Origin of the sequence: Massilia sp. Dwa41.01b (assembly GCF_014171775.1) — a bacterium.
Taxonomy (GTDB): domain Bacteria; phylum Pseudomonadota; class Gammaproteobacteria; order Burkholderiales; family Burkholderiaceae_D; genus Telluria.
This window is the reverse complement of sequence record NZ_CP050454.1, coordinates 3,477,837-3,494,593: the sequence shown is the minus strand read 5'-3', so window position 1 is coordinate 3,494,593 and position 16,757 is coordinate 3,477,837. Positions and strand designations below refer to the sequence as shown.

Here is a 16,757-nt window from a genome sequence, read left to right as displayed (position 1 = left end):
GGCGGCAAGGCGCGGGCTTATGCCGGCGAGTATGCCAGCCTCACGTAAATCGGTGCGAACGGTTCCGCCTGGGTAATTTCAACCAGCGTTTCCTTGGCCAGTTCGAGCAGGGCGACGAAGTGCACGACGACGATCGGCACCGAGCCCTGGCCGGCGAAGAGTTCACCGAACTCGACGAAGCGTTGCGACTGCAGCGTGCGCAGGATGGCCGACATGTGCTCGCGCACCGACAATTCCTGGCGTCCGATGCGGTGGTGCTGGGTCAGGCGCGCGCGCCGCACGACGTCCAGCCAGGCACGCTGCAGATCCTGCGGTTCGACCTGGGGCAACAGCGGCGCCAGGCCTTGCTCGACGGGCAGCGAAGGGCGCTGGAAATCACGTCCTTCCTGCGGCAAGGCGCCCAGCTGCAGGGCGGCCAGCTTGATCTGCTCGTATTCCAGCAGGCGGCGCACGAGTTCGGCACGCGGGTCGCCGACATCCTCGACGAGGTCGTCCTGGCGCCGCGGCAGCAGCATGCGCGATTTGATTTCGATCAGCATCGCCGCCATCAGCAGGTATTCCGCCGCCAGCTCCAGGTTGCTGCGCCGGATCTCCTCGACATATTCCAGGTATTGCAGGGTCACCTGCGCCATCGGAATATCGAGGATATTGAAGTTCTGCTTGCGGATCAGGTACAGCAGCAGGTCGAGCGGGCCTTCGAAGGCGTCGAGGAAGACTTCCAGCGCGTCCGGTGGAATGTACAGGTCGTTCGGCATGCGCAGCAGCGGCTCGCCATACAGGCGCGCGATCGCTGCCGCGGCGATGTCGTCGAGGTCGGGCGAAGTGGAGTCGGGAACGGACACGCCCTCGGGCACCTGGTCCTCCGGCAGGTCTGCATCGTCGATCACGGCATCAGCCGGCGCGTCCTGCACGGCCCCGTCCTGCGCGGCCCGGTCCGGCTGCATGCTTGCCGTCCTTTAGACCTTCGACTGGTACGGATAGGCGCCCTGGCGCAGGCGCGATTGCTTGATGCGCTCCTGTTCGTCCAGCGAAATCGGGGCCTTGTCCCACAGCAGGGAACGGCCTTCCTGCTGGCGCTCTTCCATGCCCGGCGTTTTGGACTTCAGTTCCTCGATGAATTTGGTGTGGTCGGAAACGTAAGCGCTGAATTTTGGCATTGTAATGACTAAGAAAAAGTAAAGCCGGGACGGCGACGCAGATTGTTCTGCCCAGCCGTCCCGGCGTCAAGGTTTATGCATGCAGGGCGTTGAGCTGACGGGCGATGATGTCGTGGCTCAGCCACACAACCGGTGCAATCTTTTCGGATGCACCATAGAACATCAGCGGGCCGGCACCTTCCAGCACCAGGGCCGACAGGTGGTCGGTGATCAAGGCCTTGCGATCCTTGTGCAGGGCGGTGATCTCTTCCGAGGTACCGATCATCACGTCGGCCAGCTCGGGCGTGTTGTCCATCGGCCAGGCTTCGAAATTGCGGAAGTGGGCGCTGGTCGCATCGTTGTTGTATTTCTCGATGGTGTCGAGCAGCGACTGCAGCGATGTGCCTTCGCCTAAAAGCTCCTGGCAGATTGCCCATTGTTTCTCAGCCCATTCTCCGCCGCCTTCGCGCTTGAGCGCGGTGAGCAAGGGGAACAGCGACAGTTCGACGCCGACGAAAATGTCCGACGAGTTGGTGCGGATTTCCGGGCAGTTGAAGACCGTCGCGGCAATACCCTGGTTCCAGGCCGCCTGGGCCACGCTTTCCAGGCGCATCTTGGCGTAGCCCTGGGTGTAGTTGGTATAGGTCTGCCACTGGTACTTGCCGCCGATCAGGATCTCGGTGCCGTGGTAGCCGTAGGCCGTGTAGCGCACTTCGCCGCCGGCTTTCGTCACGCGTTCACGGATCGTGCTCGAGGCGTCGATCAGGTATTTCAGCGTGTTGGCGGTGACTTCGTCGAAGTTCATCAGGATCAGCTTGCCCAGGTCGCTCTCCAACAGGGCGCGCGAAGACATGAAGCGGTCGCCGCGGCCTTTGTAGATGCGGTTGGCAATGGCCAGGAAGGCCTTGATCTTCGGGATGCCACCGGCCATCGTGTGGGCGAAGAAGACGTTCGCGCCTTCCGGGATCAGCTTGTCGATCTCGCCCATCACCTGGGCGGCGTTGGTGGTGAAGCGGCGCACGCCGGCTTCGCGGCAGCGCTCGATCTTTTCCCAGTCCAGCTTGTCTTCCTGCCAGCTCTTCAGGGTGATACCCGAGAGCATTTCCGTTGGATTCTGCTCGCCCTCCGGCGCATCCATGTCGAAACCGGCCATCAGCGGCACATTGATGATGCGTCCGCCCAGCTTTTCCTCGGCTTCCTGGTGTTCTTCAAGAGTCAGGGCGCGCAGGGCGCCGGTCTCGTCGCGGCGGCCGACGGTGATGCCGACGATGGTCATGCCCGACTTGCGCGCCTCATCGATCAGGCCGTTGACATAGCCACGGCCGAACAGCTCGCCGAACAGGACGAAGACGTCGCCCTTGCGGAAGACATTGGCGGTAGGGATGTGGCGGAGGGGAGTCAATTCGGTCATTTATTATCTGCCTAACAAGGGGTTTGAAGGAGCATCCGGGAGCGTGCGACACATCCGCTGACATTCCTGGCTGCGATGTTTCTTCAAAAAAACGGCATTATAACGCCGCCGCGCGCCCCTGGAACGCTATCGAGGGGCGGTGGCGGCAGGTTTCGGGGCGCGCCAGGCATCGAATGGCGTGCGCACCCTGCGAAGTCTTGCTTACCTGATACGCATACCCGGGGTGGCGCCCGGCATCGGATCAAGCAGGTACAGGCCCGGGTTCGCCTTCTCGTCGGCGCTCGATGCGCACAGCACCATGCCCTCCGAAACGCCGAACTTCATCTTGCGTGGCGCCAGGTTGGCCACCATCACGGTCAGCTTGCCGACCAGGTCTTCCGGCTTGTAGGCCGACTTGATGCCCGAGAACACGTTGCGGTGGCGGCCTTCGCCAACGTCCAGCGTCAGGCGCAGCAGCTTGCCGGCGCCTTCGACGTGTTCGCAGTTGACGATGCGGGCCACGCGCAGGTCGATCTTCGTGAAGTCGTCGATCGAGATTTCGGGTGCGAGTTCTTCGATATCGGCCGCTTCGGTCGCGGATTGCTCCGGGGCCAGGGCGGCTTCGGCCAGGCCGGCGCTGGTCACGACGGCGGCAGGGCCCGCCGGAGCCGGCTTGTCGAACAGGTTTTCGACCATCTTGGCATCCACGCGCTGCATCAGGTGACTGTAGGCGCCGATCGTGCGGCCGAGCATGGCGCCCGTCACGGCCTCGCCCTGGGTGTCGGCCCAGCTGAAGCCTGCGTCGCCGAGGAATTCCGCGACACGCGCAGCCACTTGCGGCAGCACCGGCGAGAGCATGATCGTCAGCTGGCGGAACAGGATCAGGGCGACGGTGCAGACTTCGTGCAGTTCCGCCACCCTGGTCTCGTCCTTGGCCAGCAGCCAGGGCTTGTTCTCGTCGACGAACTGGTTGGTGACGTCGGCGATTTCCATGATCTCGCGCAGCGCCCGGCCATATTCGCGGGCCTCGAAAGCGGTGGCGATGCCTGCCTGGCGTTCCACACCGTCGACCGTCAAGGCCTTTGCGATCCAGCCGCGGGCCGACTCCGACAGGTTCGCGGCCAGCTTGCCGTCGAATTTCTTGGTGATGAAACCGGCGCAGCGGCTGGCGATGTTGACGTACTTGCCGATCAGGTCGCTATTTACGCGGGCCACGAAATCGTCGCCATTGAAGTCCAGGTCTTCCACTTTCGCGTTCAGCTTGAAGGCCAGGTAATAGCGCAGCCACTCCGGGTTCATGCCCAGTTCCAGGTAGCGCAGCGGCGAAATGCCGGTGCCGCGCGACTTCGACATCTTTTCGTTGTTGACCGTCAGGTGGCCGTGGACGGCGACGCGCAGCTTGTCGATGATCGGGTGGCCCGAGAAGTTCAGCATTGCGGGCCAGAACAGCAGGTGGAAGGAGACGATGTCCTTGCCGATGAAGTGCACCTGCTCCGCGTTCGGGTCTTTCAGGAAGGCGTCGAAATCGAGGCCCTGTTTTTCAAAATAGTTCTTCAGCGACGCCAGGTAACCGACCGGCGCATCCAGCCACACATAAAAGAACTTGCCCGGCGCGTCCGGAATCGGGATGCCGAAATAGGGTGCGTCACGGGAAATATCCCAGTCGGCCAGCTTTTCGCCGGATTCGCCCAACCACTCCGACACTTTGTTCACCATTTCCGGCTGCAGGCGGCCCGGGGTGTTCAGCCACTCCTTCAGGAAGTGGAAGCAGCGCGGGTCGGACAGCTTGAAGAAGTACTGCTCGGAAGGCTTCAGGACCGGGGTCGAGCCGGTGAAGACGGAATACGGGTTGACCAGTTCGGTGGGCTGGTAGGCGGCGCCGCAGACTTCGCAGTTGTCGCCGTACTGGTCCTTGGCGTGGCATTTCGGGCATTCGCCCTTGATGTTGCGGTCGGCCAGGAACATGCCCTTGACCGGGTCGAAGAAGCGGTCGACGGTTTTCGTGACGATCAGGCCGGCATCAACCAGTTTGCGGTAGATGCCCTGCGAGAGTTCCACGTTTTCCGGCGAATCGGTCGAGTACCAGTTGTCGAAGGCAATGTGGAAGCCGTCCAGGTACTGTGGGCGGCCGGCGGCGATCCTGGCGACGAATTCCTGCGGGCTCAGGCCTTCCTTTTCGGCGGCGATCATGATCGGCGTGCCGTGGGTATCGTCGGCGCAGACGAAGTGCACCTGGCGCTCTTTGTCTCCGTCGCGCTGCATTCGCTGGAAGCGGACCCAGATATCGGCCTGGATGTACTCCATCATGTGACCGATGTGGAAGGCGGCGTTGGCGTAGGGCAGGGCGGTGGTGACGAACAGCTTGCGGGTCATGGTCGACGCTATGAGTTAGATGAAAAAAACATTTTACCAGCGGATGGCTCCAAGAACCTATCTGCGCTTACCGGCATTTGCCATTCGGGCAAGAGCCGATTCGTCAATTTTTGCTACACTGCGCCCATCACATTGGAGAAACACATGAGCATCACTGCAGACGACGTCAAGGCCGCACTGGCAAAGGTCATCGATCCTAATACGGGCAAGGACTTCGTGTCCTCGAAATCGGTCAAGAACGTCCAGGTGACGGGGCCAGACGTCGCCCTCGACCTGGAGCTGGGTTATCCGGCGAAAAGCCAGGTCGCTTCGCTGCGCACTGCCGCCGTGAATGCGGTCAAGGCGCTGCCCGGCGTAGGTAATGTCAGCGTCGGCGTCCAGGTCAAGATCGTCTCGCACGCGGTGCAGCGCGGCCTGAAAGTGATGCCGAACGTGAAGAACATCATCGCGGTCGCTTCCGGCAAGGGCGGCGTCGGCAAGTCGACCACGGCGGTGAACCTGGCCCTGGCCCTGGCCGCCGAGGGCGCCAGTGTCGGCGTGCTCGACGCGGACATCTACGGCCCCTCGCAGCCGATGATGCTCGGCATTAATGCACGCCCGGAGAGCCTGGACGGCAAGACCATGGAGCCGCTGGAAAACCATGGCGTGCAAGTGTCCTCGATCGGCTTCATGATCGATCCGGACGAGCCGATGGTCTGGCGCGGCCCGATGGTAACCCAGGCGCTGCAGCAATTGCTCGAGCAAACCAACTGGCGCGACCTCGATTACCTGATCGTCGACATGCCGCCGGGCACCGGCGACATCCAGCTGACCCTGTCGCAAAAGGTGCCGGTTACCGGCGCCGTGATCGTCACCACGCCGCAGGACATCGCGCTGCTCGACGCGCGTAAGGGCCTCAAGATGTTCGAGAAGGTCGGCATTCCGATCATCGGTGTGGTCGAGAACATGAGCACCCATATCTGCTCGCACTGCGGCCACAACGAGGCGATCTTCGGTCACGGCGGCGGCGAGAAGATGTGCGCGGATTTCGGCGTCGACTTCCTCGGCGCGCTGCCGCTGACGATGTCGATCCGCGAGCAGACCGATTCCGGCCGCCCGACCGTGGTCGCCGATCCAGACGGCGCCGTAGCCGCCGTCTACAAGGAGATCGCGCGCAAGGTGGCGGTCAAGGTGGCCGAGCGCGTAAAGGACATGTCGGCGAAGTTCCCGAGCATCGTCGTCAAGAACGACTGACGCAGGTCGCCAGTCCATGCGCATCGAGGCGATCCGCGCACGGCTGGCAAGCCTGGGCGCGCTGCCGGAGCACGGGGCGCGCGTACTGCGCGACTGGGTGCAGGGCGCGCCGCACGATCGCGGCCGGCGCCGCCCCGCGGATTACCTGCCGAAGGCGGTGCGCGAGGCCTTGCCCGCGCTCGACCTGGAACTGGCTGATCTGGCGCGCGTGCTCAGCGAGCATCCGGCTGCGGACGGCTCGGCCCGGTTGCTGGTAGGCCTCGCCGACGGGCAGGCGGTCGAAACCGTGCTGCTGCCGCGCGATGGCGTGTGCGTCTCGAGCCAGGTGGGCTGCGCGGTCGGCTGCCAGTTCTGCATGACCGGGCGCGACGGGCTGCTGCGGCAAGTGACCAGCGGCGAGATCGTCGCCCAGGTGGTACTGGCGCGGCGCCTGCGGCCCGTGAGGAAAGTGGTTTTCATGGGCATGGGCGAACCGGCCCATAACCTCGACAATGTGCTCGAGGCCATCGAACTGCTGGGCATCGAGGGCAATATCGCCCACAAGAACCTGGTGTTTTCGACCGTCGGCGACCCGCGCGCCTTCGAGCGCCTGCTTGCCGGGCGCGTGAAGCCGGCGCTGGCCTTGTCCCTGCATACCACCAAGCCGGCACTGCGCGCCGAACTGTTGCCGCGTGCGCCGCGCCTGTCGCCCCAGGAACTGATTGCGTTCGGCGAGCGCTACGCGCGCCAGACCGGGTATCCGATCCAGTACCAGTGGACCCTGCTGGAAGGGGTGAACGACGGCCAGGATGAGCTGGACAATATCGTCGCTCTCCTGCGTGGCAAGTACGCCATCCTCAACATGATCCCTTACAACACGATCGATGGCCTCGCTTTCCGCCGCCCGAGCTGGGAGCGCGCGCGGGAGATCGCCGCCCACCTGCATGGCCGCGGCGTACTGACCAAGCTGCGCGATTCGGCCGGGCAGGAGGTCGATGGCGGCTGCGGCCAGCTGCGCGCGCGCGCAGGCCGCATGATCGTCCTGAAGCAGGCCTGAAGTTTCTCCCACGCCAACTCGACCGTTTTGTTTGTCAAGCGTTGCGCGCATGTTTTTCCGCGTTGAATCTGTTTAAAAATAAAGTCTGTAAAAAATTTCCTTTTTACACTGGCGTTTGACCTCATTCGCCATGCGGCTGCCAAGCCGTACCAAGGACATATGAACAGCACCTGCGCGCGATGGAGCGACCGTTACCTGGTTGCAACTCATTGGTTCATTCCAGCCGCCATCCTGCAAGGGCCGGCCGCGGTCCGCACCCGCGCCGAGAACGTCGTCAACGCGACGCTGCTGGCCGGCACCGCGGGGCCTTTTATGCGCTCGCCTACGGGATGCTGGGCTTCGGCACGGCCGCCGCCGAGATCCTCGCCTGCTGCCTCTTCATGCTCGCCGCTCCGATGCTGCTGCGCGCCAGCGGCAGCATCTGGGCCGCGCGCGAACTGTTCCTGTGCGCGTTGTTCTTCAATTTCAGCTGGCTCAGCTTCCACCTGGGCGGGATCAGCGCGCCCACCGCCAGCTGGCTGATCACCGCGCCGCTGGTGGCGATGTTCCTCGGCGACCTGGCCAGCGCCCTGTTCTGGCTGGCGCTCAGCTGCGGCGCGGCCGGCGTGCTGTATTCGCTGCCGGCGGCGGCCCTGCCGGCCCATCCGGTCTCGGACATGGCGCTCTTGTACCTGGTCTGCCATCTGGGCCTGTTCGTGGTGGTGCTGGTGTTCGCGCTGCTGTTCGAGCTGTCCAAGACCCAGGGCTTCGTCAAGCTGGAGCAGGCGCTGGGAACGATCAACGAGCTGGCGATCCGCGACGAGCTCACCGGCAGCCACAACCGGCGCTACCTGATGCGCCTGATCGAACATGAAAAGGAACGCAGCGACAGGAGCGGCCGTCCGTTCTGCCTGTGCCTGCTCGACATCGATTTTTTCAAACGCATCAACGACACCTGGGGCCACAGCGCGGGCGACACCGTATTGCGCGCCTTTGCCGGGGTCGTGCAGGCGCACGTGCGCGCCAGCGACAGTTTCGGCCGCTACGGCGGCGAGGAATTCCTCCTGATGCTGCCCGAAACCGGTCCGGCCGAGGCCCCGGTGCTGGCCGAGCGCGTGCGCGTGGCGATCGAGAACCTGCGCTGCGTCGAGGGCGGCAGCGAGATCGCGCTGACGGTGTCGATCGGCGTGGCCCAGTACCAGATGGGCGAGGCGATCGGCCTGGCCGTCGGCCGCGCCGACGAGGCGCTGTATCTCGCCAAGTCGAGCGGGCGCAATCGCGTGATCTGCCATGGCCAGGACGAGGCCACCGGAATGCTGGCCCTGCGTGGCGGCGCGCCCGATGCACTGGACGAACGCGAGGACCTGGGCGCCAGCGTCGGGCGCATGCTCGACGGCGTGGGCTGCGACCAGCTCACCGGCCTGCTCAACCGGCGCCTGCTGCGCGACCGCCTGCGCCATGCGATGGACCGGGCCGACCGCAATGCCCGTCCGGTCGCGCTGCTGCTCCTGAATATCAACAAGTTCAAGGAAGTCAACGATGCCCTCGGCTACGAGGCCGGCGACGCCTTGCTGGTGCAGGTCGGCGCCATCATCCGCGCTTGCCTGCGCGACTGCGACACCGTGGCGCGCTGGAGCGGCGACGAATTCGTCGCGCTGCTCGAAGACCTGGCCGACGAGGGCGACGCGCGCCAGGTGGCGGAGAAAGTCCTCGACCGCTTCGGGCTGCCGCTCGCCACCGGCGGACGCGACTGTTTCGTCACGCTGTCGGTCGGCGTGGCGCTGTACCCGGCCGAGGACTGCGACCTCGATGCCCTGCTCAAGCGCGCCGACATCGCCATGCGCAGCGCGCGTGCCTGGGGCGAGAACAGCGTGCGCATGTATTCGAGCGCGGCTTGCGCCCCGCATAACGAAAGGCTGACCCTGAAGAACGGCCTGCGCGACGCGCTCGCGCGTGGCCAACTGTATATCGAGTACCAGCCCCAGGTCGACCTGGCCACGCGCCGCATCGAGGGTGTCGAGGCGCTGCTGCGCTGGCAGCATCCGGTGTACGGGCGCATCGATCCGGGCCGCTTCATTCCGCTGGCCGAAGAGACGGGGATGATCGTCCCAATCGGTGACTGGGTGCTGCGCACCGTCTGCGCCCAGAACCGCGCCTGGCGCGATGCCGGCCTGCCGGGCGTGAAGACGGCCGTGAACCTGTCGGCGCGCCAGCTGCGCCACCCCGGCATCGCCGCGCGCGTGCTGGAGATCGTCGACGCAACCGGCCTGCCCGCCGGCTGCATCGACCTCGAAATCACCGAAGGCATCCTGATCGAGGATCTCGAGGCCAACCGCCGCATCATGGGCGAATTGCGCGCGGCCGGGGTGCTGGTCTCGATCGACGACTTCGGCACGGGCTACTCCAGCCTGAACTACCTGTCCGAGCTGCCCGTGGACATCCTCAAGATGGATGGCCTGTTCGTGCGCCGCCTCGGCCAGGGCCCGCGCACGCGCTCCTATGCGATTGCCGAGGCGATCGTGGCGATGGCGCACCGGCTCGACTTGAAAGTGATTTCCGAGTCGGTCGAGACGCCCGAACAACTGGCCGACCTGGCCGCGATGCGCTGCGACGAGGCCCAGGGTTACCTGTTCCACCGTCCGCTGCCGCCCGAGCAGGTCGGGGCGCTGCTGGCACGCCAGGCGCAGCAGCTGGCGGCGCCCGTCCCGGCCTGAACGTTCTTGCCGATCAATCAGCAGTCAACGAGGAGGTGTACCGTGCACGAAGAAACCCTGGTCTTCGAGCGGGACGACGATATTGCCGAGTTGGGCGCTTGCGGCGCGCTGCGCGGCAGCGTCGCCCAGTTCGCGCAGCCGCGCGGTGCCGACCTGATGCGCCGTACCGAAGCGCTCGATGCCTGGTGCCAGCTGCGCACCAGGCACGGTGTCTGGCAGTATGCCCGCGCGGTGGACGGTGCGCCGGCGCCGGAGGCGAGCGTGTGCGAGGAGGGCGGCATCCTGCCGGCCACGCATGGCATCAACTTCGCCTCGCAGGATTACCTGTCGCTGGCCTCGCATCCGACCGTGCGCGCCGCCGCGATGGCCGCGCTGGACGAATCCGGGCCGCACAGCGCCGGCTCGGCTGTCCTGCTTGGCAACAGCCGCCACTCGCTGGCGCTCGAGGAAGCGCTCGGCGCGCTGCTGCGGCAGGAACACGTGACCCTGTTTCCGACCGGCTGGGGCGCCGCCTTCGGGGTCATCACGGCGCTGGTGAATGGCCGCGACTACGTCGTGATCGACCAGCTGGCGCATGCCTCGCTGCGCCAGGGCGCCGCTGCCGCCACCCGCAACGTGCTGCTGCATCGCCACCTCGACACGGGCCACGTGCGCGAACTGCTGGCCGCGATCCGCGCCCGCGATCCCGAGAACGGCATCCTGGTCGTCACCGAGGGCCTGTTCAGCATGGATGCCGATGCGCCCGACCTGCCGCTGATGCAGCACCTGTGCCGCGAATACGGCGCCACGCTGCTGGTGGACGTGGCGCATGACCCGGGAGCACTCGGCCCGGGCGGCAGCGGCTGCGTCGGCGAACAGTCCATGCTGGGCAAGGTCGACATCGTGATGGGCGCTTTCTCGAAGACCTTCGCGTCGAACGGAGGCTTTGTCGCCAGCGCCTCGCGCGCGGTCAAGCGCCAGCTGCAGCTTTTTGCAGGCCCTCACCTGTTCTCGAATGCCCTGTCGCCGCTGCAGGCGGCCAGCGTGCTGGCGGCGCTGCGCATCGTCACCGGTGCCGAAGGCGACACGCTGCGCGCCGCCATGCTGCGCAATGCGCTCGCGCTGCGTGCCCACCTCGCCGAAACCGGCATGCGCTGCCTCGGCATCCCGTCGGCCATCGTCCCGCTGTGGATCGGCAGCGAATCGGTGGCACGCCTGGCGGGCCGCACGCTGGCGCGCTCGGGCGTGTTCGTCAACGCGGTCGAGTTCCCCGGCGTCCCGCTCGGTGCCGCGCGCCTGCGCCTGCAGGTCATGGCCGCGCACACGCCGGAGCAGCTGCGCCACGGCGCGCGCCTGATCGGTGCCAGCGTCGGCGGCGCCGGTGCGGCGCTGGGCGTGGAACCGTCGCGCCAGCCGTGGCGCGGGAGCGTGCACGTGGCTGAATCGGGCGAGCCGCACAGTCGCACGCTGCCGGGGCAACTGCGCCTGCACGCTGCGCGCACGCCGCAACGCGTCGCCTACAGCTTCCTGCGCGAGAGCGGCGAGGTCGAGGACATCAGCTATGCCGGGCTGACCGCGCGGGTGGATGCGTTCGCGGCGCGCCTGGCCCACCGCGTGCAGCCCGGCGAGCCTGTCCTGCTGCTCTACCCGTCGGGAATCGATTTCGTCGTCGCCTTCCTTGCCTGCCTGCCTGCTTGCCGGCGCGGTGGCGGTGCCGGCGGCGCCGGCGCATCGGCCGCGCGATGGCGCGCGCCTGGCGGCGCTGCTGGCGGACGCCGCGCCTGCACTGGTGTTATGCGCGCCCGAACTCGAGCAAGCGACGGCTGCCGCGCTCGAACGCGCCCGCTGTGCGACGCCGCTGCTGCGCGAAGAAGCCTGCGGCGGCCGGGCGACGCCTCCCACGTTTGCGGCATGTGTGGACGCTGTCGCCTTCCTCCAGTACACCTCCGGCTCCACCGGACAGCCGAAGGGCGTCGAGATCATCCACGCGAATATCGATGCCAACGTGCGCGCGATCGGCAGCGCTTTCGGCTTCGGACCGGCGACCGTGATGGTCAGCTGGCTGCCGCTGTTTCACGACATGGGCTTGATCGGCAGCGTGTGCGCGCCGCTGATGCTGGGCTTTCGTTCGATACTGATGGCGCCCGGCGCCTTCCTGCGCCGCCCAGGGGCCTGGCTGGAGGCGATCACGCGCTTTCGCGCTACCTGCAGCGGTGCGCCGAACTTCGCGTGGGACCTGTGTGTGCGCCGGGTGGGCGAGGAGTGCAAGCGCGGCCTGGACCTATCCAGCCTGGAGGTACTCTATAACGGGGCCGAACCAGTGCGTGCGGCCACGCTCGAGCGCTTCCAGGCAGCCTTTTCAAGCTGCGGGCTGCGTCCTGGCGCGCCGTTTCCCTGCTATGGCATGGCCGAGGCGACGCTGCTGGTCGCCGGCGGGCCGCGCGCCAGGCAGCCGCGCATACGCGCGTTCGAAGCAAGCGCGCTCGAACTGGGCGAGGTGCGCGAGACTGGCCGGGATGGCCATGGCGCGCGCGTGTTGGTGAGCTGCGGTCCCGCGGCGCCTGGCGTGGAGGTCGCGATCGTCGACCCGCTGCGCCGTGGACGCGTGGCGCCAGGCGCAATTGGAGAAATATGGATCGCAGGTCCGGGCGTCGCTTGCGGCTACCGCGGGCCAGCCCGGGACAGCGAGGACGTGTTCGGCGCGCGTATCGCCGACGCAGGCCCGGTCGATCCCGGCATGCGCTACCTGCGCAGCGGCGACCTGGGTTTCCTGCACGAGGGCGAGCTGTTCGTCACCGGGCGGCGCAAGGACATCGTCATCGTCCACGGGCGCAAGCTCCACGCGCAGGATATCGAAGAGCTGGTCGAAAGCGCCTTCCCGGAACTGGCACCGAACAGCTGCGCAGCCTTCGCCGTCGAGAGCGAGGGCCGCGAGCGGCTGGCGCTGGCGGTCGAGGCCTCGCGTACGCTGGCGCGCCATGCCGACCTGGCGGCTTTGGGGCGACGCATCCGCGCAGCCGTCACCGACGGTATTGGCGTGACCCTGGATACACTGGTCTTCGCCGCACCGGGCGGCTTTCCGCGCACGACCAGCGGCAAGCTGCGGCGCGGCCGCTGCAAGGCGCTGCTGCTCGGTGGTGCCTTGCCCCTGCTGCCCCCGCGCGAGCACCGGGCGCAGGCGATATCGGCAGCACGCATGGTGGAGGCAGTGCCGGCCGCGCCGACGCGGCGATCCGCTGGCTGCGTGAGTACGCCCCGCGCCGCCTCGATTTGCGCCTGGCCGACGAGCGTCGCAGCCTGCCGCCGCATGTGCTGCTCGACTTCGCACGACAGGGCCTGTTCGGCCTGCAGGCACCGCTGGGGACGGGCGGGCTGGCGCTGGCGACCGTCGACCTGGTGCGGGTGATGCAGCAGCTGGCCGCGATCGACCTGACGCTGGCGACCCTGGTCGGCGTGCACAACGGCCTCGGCTTGCGTCCCCTGATGCGTCATGCGCCGCTGGCGCTGCGTGCGCGCTGGCTGCCGCTGCTCGCTGGCGGGCGCCAGCTGGCGGCCTTCGCGATGAGTGAGCCCCAGGCGGGTTCGAACCCGCGCGCGATCGGTACCCGCGCGCTGCGGGTGGATGGCGGCTGGCGCGTCAGCGGCGAGAAGCACCTGATCGGCCTGGCCTCCTGGGCCGGCGTGCTGACTGACCGTGTTTGCCCGGGCCTTCGACCCGGCGGGCAGGGCGCTGGGCACGGTCGCGCTGCTGGTGCCGGAGGATGCGCCGGGGCTCCTCCAGGGGCCGGAAGCGCTCACCATGGGCATGCGCGCCATCGTCCAGAACGCCGTCCGCCTGGAGTCCGTGTTCGTGCCGGATGCGCAGGTGCTGGGCGCGCCCGGCAGCGGCATGGAAGTGGCCAAGGACGCGATGGGCTTCGCCCGCCTCGGCATCGGTGCGCTGTGCGTCGGCGCGATGAAACGCTGTGCCCAGCTGATGGCGCGCTACGCCGCGCGGCGCGAGGTGGCCGGAGGGCGGCTGCTCGACAATCCTGCGACGCGCCTGCACTTGCACGAGCTCGACTGCGCCATCGCGGCGGGCGAGGCGCTCGTCGCCGCTCTGGCGGCACAGGTCGACGAGGGCGGGGCGCTGCCGCTCGATGCCTGCAGCGCAGCCAAGTGCGTGCTGTCGGAACTGTTGTGGGAAAGTGCCGATCGCCTGGTCCAGATGCTGGGCGGGCGCGGCTACCTGGAGAACAACCTGGCGCCGCAACTGCTGCGCGATGCCCGTGCGCTGCGCATTCTCGAGGGGCCGAGCGAAGTCCTGTATGCCCACCTTGGCGCGCTGGCGCGGCTGCCCGGCAACCGCCTCGCGCATACCGTCGGCAGCCGCTTCGGCGCGCCCGCGCTTGCCCGGCAACTGGAGAGGCTGCCTGCTCCAGCCCCGGGCAGTGGCAGGACGGACGCAATGGCGAGTTCGCGGCCTGGACCCTGCTGACCGCGGCGGCGCCCTGCAATCGGCGCACTGGGTACGCCAGCGCCTGGACGCCCTGCGCCGGCGCATCGAGAGTGAAACGGCGCAGGCAGGCAACTGTCCAGCGGCCGAGGCAGTGCTGGCCCGGGTTGCCGGCTACGCGGCGAGCATCGGGGACGGCGACGCGGTGTCGCCCGGCGAAGCGCAAGGCATCGACCCCATGCTGGCGCGCGAACGGACGCCGATTGTGGCTGACAGTCAGTACGAGGCCATGCTCGCGCCATTTGCCAACTGCGTGACGAAGCAGGACCGGGGGGCTGAACCCGGCGCGGAGGATGTCGCAGCACCGTCGCCGCTATCTTTTGAGCCCGCCGGACATGAACAGGCATCACGGCAGGTAGCGGCCAACGCTGCGGGACAGGTGTCCGCAGCGAGCCTGGAGCGAGTGCTGGGCTGCATTCTGAAATGGTTCCGCGAAGGCGGCGCCGGCGACGCGGTGATGCCGGCGGTCGATGCCGATACCTCGTTCGGCGACCTCGGCATCGATTCGCTGGCTTCGGTGCCGCTGGCGCTGGAACTGGAAGCGGCCTGTGGTGTGGCAGTCAGCGCCGAGCTGCTCTACGACTACCCCACGGCGCGCGCGCTGGCGCAGTACGTGGACGGCCTGCGCGACGGCCCGGGCGCGCTGGTGGAAGAATCAGTTGGCGTGGCGCCGGGCTGACGATATACGACGCCGCAGCCGGAACGCGCGCTGGGCGAGTGGCTGAACGTCGGAGTGCATCCTGAGCGCCGGTGGCAACGGGGAGGGCGCTGCCAGAGGCCCGGACCGCAAGCCGGCGGGGCGATGGCAGGTCGAACGCGGTGCCGCGATCGACCTTCAACGAGGCCGAGAATCAGCCGGCCAGCAGTCACGCCGACGCCATGTGCCGCGACGTCGACGCTGCCTGTGGCGGGCGCATGGAGGTAGAATAGCCGTTTTATCATTCCGCTTTCCGCCATGACCGTCCGCACCCCCGTCCGTACCCGATTCGCCCCCAGCCCGACCGGCTACCTCCACCTCGGCGGCGCGCGCACCGCGCTCTATTCCTGGGCCTATGCCCGCCACTTCGGCGGCACCTTCATCCTGCGTATCGAGGACACCGACCTCGAGCGTTCGACGCCGGAAGCGGTGCAGGCGATCCTGGACGGCATGCAGTGGCTGGGTCTGTCGCACGACGAAGGCCCGTTCTACCAGATGCAGCGCATGGACCGCTACCGTGAGGTCGTCAAGGGCATGCTGGAAGCCGGCACCGCTTACCTGTGCTATTGCTCGCCGGAAGAAGTTGAGGCCATGCGCGAGCGCATGCGTGCCGCTGGCGAAAAGCCGCGCTACGACGGCACCTGGCGTCCCGAGCCGGGCAAGACCCTGCCGCCGGTCCCCGAAGGCGTCAAGCCCGTCGTGCGCTTCAAGAATCCGCTTGATGGCGAAGTCACCTGGAACGACGTCGTCAAGGGCCCGATCACGATCGCCAACAAGGAACTCGACGACCTGATCATTGCCCGCCCTGACGGCACGCCGACCTACAACTTCTGCGTATCCGTGGACGACTGGGACATGAAGATCACGCACGTGCTGCGCGGCGACGACCACGTCAACAACACCCCACGCCAGATCAATATCCTGCGCGCGCTGGGCGCCGAGCTGCCGGAGTACGGTCACCTGCCGATGATCCTCGGCCCGGACGGCCAGAAATTGTCGAAGCGCCATGGCGCGGTCAGCGTGATGCAATACCCGGAGCAGGGCTACCTGCCGGAAGCGATGCTGAACTACCTGGCGCGCCTGGGCTGGAGCCACGGCGACGACGAGATCTTCTCGATGGAACAGTTCACCGGGTGGTTCAACCTCGAGCATTTGACGGCCTCGGCCGCCCAGTTCAATCCGGAAAAGCTGGCCTGGCTGAACAACCACTACATCAAGGCGGCCGACAACGAGCGCCTGGCCGGCCTGGTACGCACCAAGATGGAGGGCGCGCAGTTCGACGGCGCGCCGGCGCTGCCGGCCGTACTCGCCCTGGTCAAGGATCGCGCCAACACCATCAACGAGCTGGCGGACGCTGCGATGCTGTTCTATCGCCAGCCGCAGCCGGACGCGGCCCTCATGACCCAGCACCTCACCGACGCCGTGCGTCCGGCGCTGGCCCAGTTTGCCGAGCGCTGCCAGACGGTCGAGTGGAACAAGGCGGCGATTGCAGCCATGCTCAAGGAAGTGCTGGCGGCCAATGGCTTGAAGATGCCGCAGATCGCCATGCCGCTGCGCCTGCTCGTCACGGGCCAGCTGCAAACGCCCGCCATCGATGCCGTGCTCGAGCTGTTCGGGCGCGACACCGTACTGGCGCGCGTGGCAAAGGGCCTGTGACTGGGGGATCGGAATCCGGCTGTTGATTTCCATTGGTGATGCCGCTTGTGTGGCACCGTTTGCGGTTCG

The 16,757-nt window shown here is 67.0% G+C and carries 11 protein-coding genes and 2 pseudogenes; 9 read left to right on the top strand and 4 right to left on the bottom strand.

Features of this window, described 5'->3' with window-relative positions:
- Window positions 1–17: 17 nt before the first annotated feature.
- From G4G28_RS15990 to metG, 4 genes are all read right to left on the bottom strand, one after another.
- Window positions 18–944: a ScpA family protein gene (locus tag G4G28_RS15990; protein ID WP_182989013.1), complete on the bottom strand. Its 927-nt coding sequence runs from the start codon at window positions 942–944 to the stop codon at window positions 18–20.
- 12 nt (window positions 945–956) lie between these two features.
- The gene (locus G4G28_RS15985; RefSeq protein ID WP_182989012.1) at window positions 957–1,157 is read right to left on the bottom strand and encodes a DUF3460 family protein; all 201 of its coding nucleotides are present in this window, start codon (window positions 1,155–1,157) and stop codon (window positions 957–959) included.
- Between the two features lie 73 nt (window positions 1,158–1,230).
- Window positions 1,231–2,547, bottom strand: a complete 1,317-nt coding sequence (locus G4G28_RS15980; protein WP_182989011.1) for a hypothetical protein — start codon at window positions 2,545–2,547, stop codon at window positions 1,231–1,233.
- 201 nt (window positions 2,548–2,748) lie between these two features.
- Complete coding sequence (gene metG, locus G4G28_RS15975; RefSeq protein ID WP_182989010.1) at window positions 2,749–4,899, bottom strand: methionine--tRNA ligase; 2,151 nt, start codon at window positions 4,897–4,899, stop codon at window positions 2,749–2,751.
- 144 nt (window positions 4,900–5,043) lie between these two features.
- Between metG and apbC the strand changes: the two genes are divergently transcribed.
- From apbC to gltX, 9 genes and pseudogenes are all read left to right on the top strand, one after another.
- Window positions 5,044–6,132 carry an iron-sulfur cluster carrier protein ApbC gene (gene apbC / locus G4G28_RS15970; protein WP_182989009.1) on the top strand — a complete coding sequence of 363 codons (1,089 nt, stop codon included), beginning with the start codon at window positions 5,044–5,046 and terminating at the stop codon, window positions 6,130–6,132.
- 16 nt (window positions 6,133–6,148) lie between these two features.
- On the top strand, window positions 6,149–7,168 hold the full coding sequence (locus G4G28_RS15965; RefSeq protein WP_183107577.1) for an RNA methyltransferase: 1,020 nt from the start codon (window positions 6,149–6,151) through the stop codon (window positions 7,166–7,168).
- Window positions 7,169–7,497: 329 nt separating this feature from the next.
- Complete coding sequence (locus G4G28_RS15960) at window positions 7,498–9,861, top strand: diguanylate cyclase domain-containing protein (RefSeq protein ID WP_229507678.1); 2,364 nt, start codon at window positions 7,498–7,500, stop codon at window positions 9,859–9,861.
- Window positions 9,862–10,017: 156 nt separating this feature from the next.
- Window positions 10,018–11,469, top strand: a pseudogene (locus G4G28_RS26560) (aminotransferase class I/II-fold pyridoxal phosphate-dependent enzyme); the annotation flags it as partial.
- Window positions 11,426–13,246, top strand: a complete 1,821-nt coding sequence (locus G4G28_RS29370) for a fatty acyl-AMP ligase (RefSeq protein ID WP_374039807.1) — start codon at window positions 11,426–11,428, stop codon at window positions 13,244–13,246. The pseudogene G4G28_RS26560 and the gene G4G28_RS29370, both read left to right, overlap by 44 nt.
- Window positions 13,138–13,467, top strand: a pseudogene (locus G4G28_RS29365) (acyl-CoA dehydrogenase family protein); the annotation flags it as partial. The gene G4G28_RS29370 and the pseudogene G4G28_RS29365, both read left to right, overlap by 109 nt.
- A gap of 67 nt (window positions 13,468–13,534) precedes the next feature.
- A complete protein-coding gene (locus G4G28_RS15945) occupies window positions 13,535–14,317 on the top strand; it encodes an acyl-CoA dehydrogenase family protein (protein ID WP_183107575.1) in 783 nt (260 codons plus the stop codon).
- Between the two features lie 112 nt (window positions 14,318–14,429).
- Window positions 14,430–15,014, top strand: a complete 585-nt coding sequence (locus G4G28_RS15940) for an acyl carrier protein (RefSeq protein ID WP_210283264.1) — start codon at window positions 14,430–14,432, stop codon at window positions 15,012–15,014.
- 276 nt (window positions 15,015–15,290) lie between these two features.
- Window positions 15,291–16,688 carry a glutamate--tRNA ligase gene (gene gltX / locus G4G28_RS15935; protein WP_182989006.1) on the top strand — a complete coding sequence of 466 codons (1,398 nt, stop codon included), beginning with the start codon at window positions 15,291–15,293 and terminating at the stop codon, window positions 16,686–16,688.
- Window positions 16,689–16,757: the final 69 nt, after the last annotated feature.